This window comes from Pseudomonas sp. S1(2024) (assembly GCF_046557535.1).
This window is the reverse complement of record NZ_JBKGFP010000151.1, coordinates 1-4,372: the sequence shown is the minus strand read 5'-3', so window position 1 is coordinate 4,372 and position 4,372 is coordinate 1. Positions and strand designations below refer to the sequence as shown.

The window sequence follows — 4,372 nt, the reverse complement described above, 5'->3', positions numbered from 1 at the left end:
CAAGGCTGCTCCTACAATGGACGCTTCAAACGAGCGATATTTGTTCTCTGCGCTCCCATCCAACAGCGGGCGCTCTGCGCAAGGCGTTTCATCGATTGCGCTGATGATTACTATCGAGCGACCCGCATGTTGGCCAGGCGAAACCGCCCCCTATAATCCCCGGCAAATTTCCCCCGCTCCTTGCGCCTGCTTCAGGCGACATCCCTCTCTTGGAATCCAATACCATGCCAAGTGCCAGCCAGGCCCCTCGTGGCCTCCCCGAGCATGATCAACAAAGCGTCAGCCAGCAGTGGCTGGCAATCCTTTCGGTCGCCGTCGGCGCTTTCGCCCTGGTGACCAGCGAGTTCCTGCCGGTGGGCGTACTCAACGATGTTGCCAGCGACCTTGGCATCAGTGCAGGCCATGCCGGCCTGATGGTTACCCTGCCCGGCATCATGGCCGCCCTCGCCGCCCCACTACTGTCGGTGGGCATTGGCGCTCTGGACCGTCGCTACCTGCTGATCGGGCTGACGCTGATCATGATCATCGCCAACGCGGTGGTGGCCTACGCCAGCGACTTCAACCTGCTGCTGTTCGGCCGCGTGCTGCTGGGCGTGAGTATCGGCGGCTTCTGGGCAACGGCCATTGCCCTCAGCGGCCGCCTGGCACCGAAGGGCGTGGGCGTAGCCCAGGCCACCTCGATCATCATGGTCGGCGTAACCCTGGCCACCGTGCTGGGCGTGCCGGTGGGCACCTGGTTGAGTGGCCTGATGGGCTGGCGCATGACCTTCCTGATAACCGCGCTACTGGGCATACCGGTGCTGCTGGCGCAGATCCTTTTGCTCCCGCGGCTCAACCCGGACAAAGCCATTGGCATCAGCGACCTGCCGGCCCTGTTCATCAACCCACAGGCGCGGGTTGGCCTGATTGCCGTGTTGCTGATCGGGCTGGCGCACTTTGCCGCGTACACCTATGTCGCGCCCTTCTTCAAACAAAGCTCCGGCTTCGATGGGCCTACCATTGGCTCGTTGCTGCTGCTTTATGGCGTGGCCGGGGTATTCGGCAACATCTTCGCCGGTTTCGCCGCCAACCGCAGCGTACGTCACACCCTGCTGCTGGTAGCGCTGATGATCGGCACCAGCACTGCCCTGTTCCCTCACTTCGCCACCGGCATGACCGGTGCCGCGATGCTGATCGGGTTGTGGGGCTTCGCCTTCGGCGCGTTCCCGGCCTGCGCCAGTATCTGGATGTTCGTCGTCGCGCCCAAGGATGTCGAACGTGGCATGCCGCTGTTCGTTGCCATGTTTCAGGTGATCATTGCACTGGGCTCGTTCTTCGGCGGTCGGATCGTCGACCAGCTGGGTAGCTCGGTGTTGCTGAGCCTGGCCACGGCCCTGGTGGGCTGCGGTTTCGCTACGGTGCTGGTGCTGGGGCGTAACGTCAGCAACAGCCTGGCGGCGCAACCTGGCTGACCAAACCATCGCCGGCAGGCCAGCTCCCACAGGGACCACGTAAACTCTTGAAGTCTGCGCTGTACCTGTGGGAGCTGGCCGGGCCGCAAAGCGGCCCCGAATTGCTTGACTGACAGGTATTGGGGCGCTGGCTGATTTTTTACGCTCTTTTTACGACTGAGCCGGCAGACAGAAGGAATACTGGGCGCGCGATGCTCAGGGATGGCATGCATTTATACCCGCCAGTCCAGAGAAACCTTTCGTGAGCCAGTCCACCGTCATCGCAAATCAATCCCTTCCCGCCAAGTCCAACCCTGTCGGCATGCTCGTCGCCGCTGTCGGCGTGGTGTATGGCGACATCGGCACCAGCCCGCTGTACACCCTCAAGGAGGTGTTCGCCGGGCACTATGGCGTACAGGCCAACACCGCTGGCGTACTCGGAGTGCTGTCGCTGGTGTTCTGGTCGTTGCTCTGGGTGGTATCGCTCAAATACGTACTGTTCATCCTGCGTGCCGACAACCAGGGCGAAGGTGGCATCATGGCCCTGACCGCCCTGGCGCATCGGGCGGCGGCGCCCTACCAGCGCCTGGGCAGGATACTGGTGCTGCTCGGCTTGTTCGGCGCCGCGCTGTTCTACGGCGACAGCATGATCACGCCGGCGATTTCCGTGCTATCGGCCGTCGAGGGCCTGCAACTGGCCTTCGACGGTATCGAGCATTGGGTCGTGCCACTGTCGGTGGTGGTGCTGGTGGCCCTGTTCCTGATCCAGAAGCATGGCACCGCGCGCATCGGCATCCTCTTCGGGCCGATCATGGTGCTGTGGTTCGTCGTGCTGGGTGCACTGGGCCTGCACGGCATCGTCCAGCGCCCGGAGGTGCTGCAGGCACTCAACCCGCTCTGGGCGGTGAAGTTCTTCGTGCTGCACCCGGGCATGGGCGTGGCGATCCTGGGCGCGGTGGTGCTGGCGCTGACCGGCGCCGAAGCGCTCTACGCCGATATGGGGCACTTCGGCCGCAAACCCATCGCCCGGGCCTGGTTCCTGCTGGTGCTGCCCGGCCTGGTACTGAACTACTTCGGCCAGGGCGCGCTGATCCTCGGCGACCCGCAGGCAGTGCGCAACCCGTTTTACCTGCTGGCGCCCGAATGGGCCCTGCTGCCCATGGTCGGGCTGGCCACGCTGGCCACCATCATCGCGTCCCAGGCCGTGATTTCCGGTGCGTTCTCGCTGACGCGCCAGGCCATCCAGCTGGGTTACGTACCGCGCATGTTCATCCAGCACACCTCCAGCGAGGAACAGGGGCAGATCTACATCGGCATGGTGAACTGGGCACTGATGGTTGGCGTGGTGCTGCTGGTGGTTGGCTTCGAGTCGTCCGGGGCACTTGCGGCAGCTTACGGCGTAGCCGTGACCGGGACCATGCTGATCACCACGCTGCTGGCTTCGGCAGTGGTGCTGCTGCTGTGGAAGGCACCACGCTGGCTGGCGGTGCCGATGCTGCTGGCGTTCCTGCTGGTCGACAGCCTGTATTTCGCCGCCAATGCGCCGAAGATCCTCCAGGGCGGTGCATTTCCGGTGATTGCCGGCCTTGCACTGTTCACCCTGATGACTACCTGGAAGCGCGGGCGACGGATGATCGTCGAGCGGCTGGACGAAAGTTCGCTGCCGCTGGACCTGTTCATTACCAGCCTCAAGGCCCAGCCGCCTCACCGCGTGGGCGGTACTGCCGTATTCCTGTCCGCCAGGCCCGAGGCGGTGCCTCACGCCTTGCTGCACAACCTGCTGCATAACCAGGTACTGCATGAACAAGTGGTGCTGTTGACCGTCGTGTTCGAGGACGAGCCACGGGTCAACGCTGGCAAGCGCTTTGAGGTCGAGGAGTTTGGTGATGGTTTCTTCCGCGTGAGCCTGCATTTCGGCTTCATGGAGGAGCCCGACGTGCCGTTGGCGTTAAGCCGCTGTCAGCGTGCGGACCTTGAGTTCGGCCCCATGCGCACCACTTATTTCCTCAGCCGGGAGACGGTCATTGCAGGCAGGCAGATGGGCATGGCCCGCTGGCGGGAGCACCTGTTTGCCTTCCTGCTGAAGAATGCCAACAGCAACCTGAAGTACTTCAAGCTGCCGCTGAACCGGGTGATCGAGCTTGGCACCCAGGTCGAGATCTGAGCAGTCATGAAGCTTAAGGCTGCCAGGTACTGAAAGGGCCTGGCAGCCGCTTCGTCGAAAGGCTGCGCACTGCGGAACTTAAAAGGCAACCTTATGTCGTATTCGCACTCAAATTTCCCCCCTGCGCCTTTTGGAAGCGAACAAACATGAAAAAAGCCCTGGTAGCCGTCTTTACCTGTGCCCTGGCGCTCGGCGCAACTGCATTGTTGCCTGCCGATGTCTCGCCGATTGGTTCCGCATATGCCAAAGGTAATGGCAATGGCGGTGGCAAAGGTGGGTTCAACGGTAATGGCGCCGGCTACGAGAGTGATCATGCAGGCAAGGCCACCCGCAACCATGGCGAGAGCGGCAATCACTATGGAAGCCTGCGCAATGATGACAACGGCCGTGGCACTACCCGGTCCGGCATTGCCCATTCCAAGGAACACAACAAGGCCGGGCGCTCCTCTTCGAAGCACGATCGATAACTGAAAGCGCACATGGCGTGCGCTCGAACCGGGTGATGCGGTTGATGGCACCGGCTGCGCCGGTGTTCGCGGGTAAACCCGCTCCCACAGGTACGGCGCATTCCTTCAGCTGGTGGGGTCCCTGTGGGAGCGGGCATGCCCGCGAAGCAGGCGACGCCGTGGATGGCACCGGCTGCGCCGGTGTTCGCGGGCGCGCCCGCTCCCACAGGTATGGCGCATTCCTTCAGCTGGTGGGGTCCCTGTGGGAGCGGGCATGCCCGCGAAGCAGGCGACGCCGTGGATGGCACCGGCTGCGCCGGTGTTCGCGGGCG

3 protein-coding genes are annotated in these 4,372 nt (G+C 63.2%); all 3 read left to right on the top strand.

Annotated features, from left to right (window positions below; genetic code table 11):
- Positions 1–224: 224 nt before the first annotated feature.
- The 3 genes from ACLCGK_RS33345 to ACLCGK_RS33335 all read left to right on the top strand — a co-directional run bounded on the left by ACLCGK_RS33345 (position 225) and on the right by ACLCGK_RS33335 (position 4,061).
- The gene (locus ACLCGK_RS33345) at positions 225–1,451 is read left to right on the top strand and encodes an MFS transporter (protein WP_189121781.1); all 1,227 of its coding nucleotides are present in this window, start codon (positions 225–227) and stop codon (positions 1,449–1,451) included.
- A 301-nt stretch (positions 1,452–1,752) separates the two neighbouring features.
- Positions 1,753–3,594, top strand: a complete 1,842-nt coding sequence (locus ACLCGK_RS33340) for a potassium transporter Kup (RefSeq protein WP_080604860.1) — start codon at positions 1,753–1,755, stop codon at positions 3,592–3,594.
- Between the two features lie 146 nt (positions 3,595–3,740).
- On the top strand, positions 3,741–4,061 hold the full coding sequence (locus ACLCGK_RS33335) for a hypothetical protein (protein ID WP_410953729.1): 321 nt from the start codon (positions 3,741–3,743) through the stop codon (positions 4,059–4,061).
- The last annotated feature ends 311 nt before the right edge of the window (positions 4,062–4,372 follow it).